Origin of the sequence: Methylobacterium nigriterrae, assembly GCF_037106235.1 — a bacterium.
GTDB lineage: Bacteria > Pseudomonadota > Alphaproteobacteria > Rhizobiales > Beijerinckiaceae > Methylobacterium > Methylobacterium nigriterrae.
The window spans coordinates 1-423 of record NZ_JBAWTG010000572.1; the positions used below are offsets into that span (position 1 = coordinate 1).

Here is a 423-nt window from a genome sequence, read left to right on the forward strand (position 1 = left end):
GGGCAGGAGCACGACGTGGTTGCGCACGCCGACGCGCCCGTTCTCCCGGCGCCAGCCCATGAAGGTGGCGTTCTTATAGTCAGCTGACGCGCGCTCGGTGGGCAGCGCCGAGGTCGTGAACTGGTCGGGGGCGCCGCCCACGAAGGGCGAGGCCTGGTCCTGGGTGATCGTCGTTCCGTGTGTCATCTCAAGATTCCTCACCAGCGCTTCGTCTTCATGTTGTGGGTGTGGACGTGCTCGCCCTTGGCGGCGGCACCGACCATTCGGCCGACATCCTGGCCGTACTTGATCACGGTGTCGCCCTCCGACAGGTCCGTAAGGGCCAGCTTATGTCCGATCGGAATGTCGTGCTTTGCAGTAATCGTGAAGGACGTGTTGTTGTCGGTCACGACGACCAGAGCTTTCGTCCCAGCTTTGAAACCT

General features: G+C 62.9%; 1 protein-coding gene and 1 pseudogene. Both read right to left on the reverse strand.

The window, feature by feature from the left end:
- Positions 1 to 186, reverse strand: a pseudogene (locus WDW90_RS38295) (D-galactarate dehydratase); the annotation flags it as partial.
- An 11-nt stretch (positions 187 to 197) separates the two neighbouring features.
- The coding region (locus WDW90_RS38300) for a UxaA family hydrolase (protein WP_336492901.1) at positions 198 to 423 on the reverse strand (226 nt) is incomplete at its 5' end.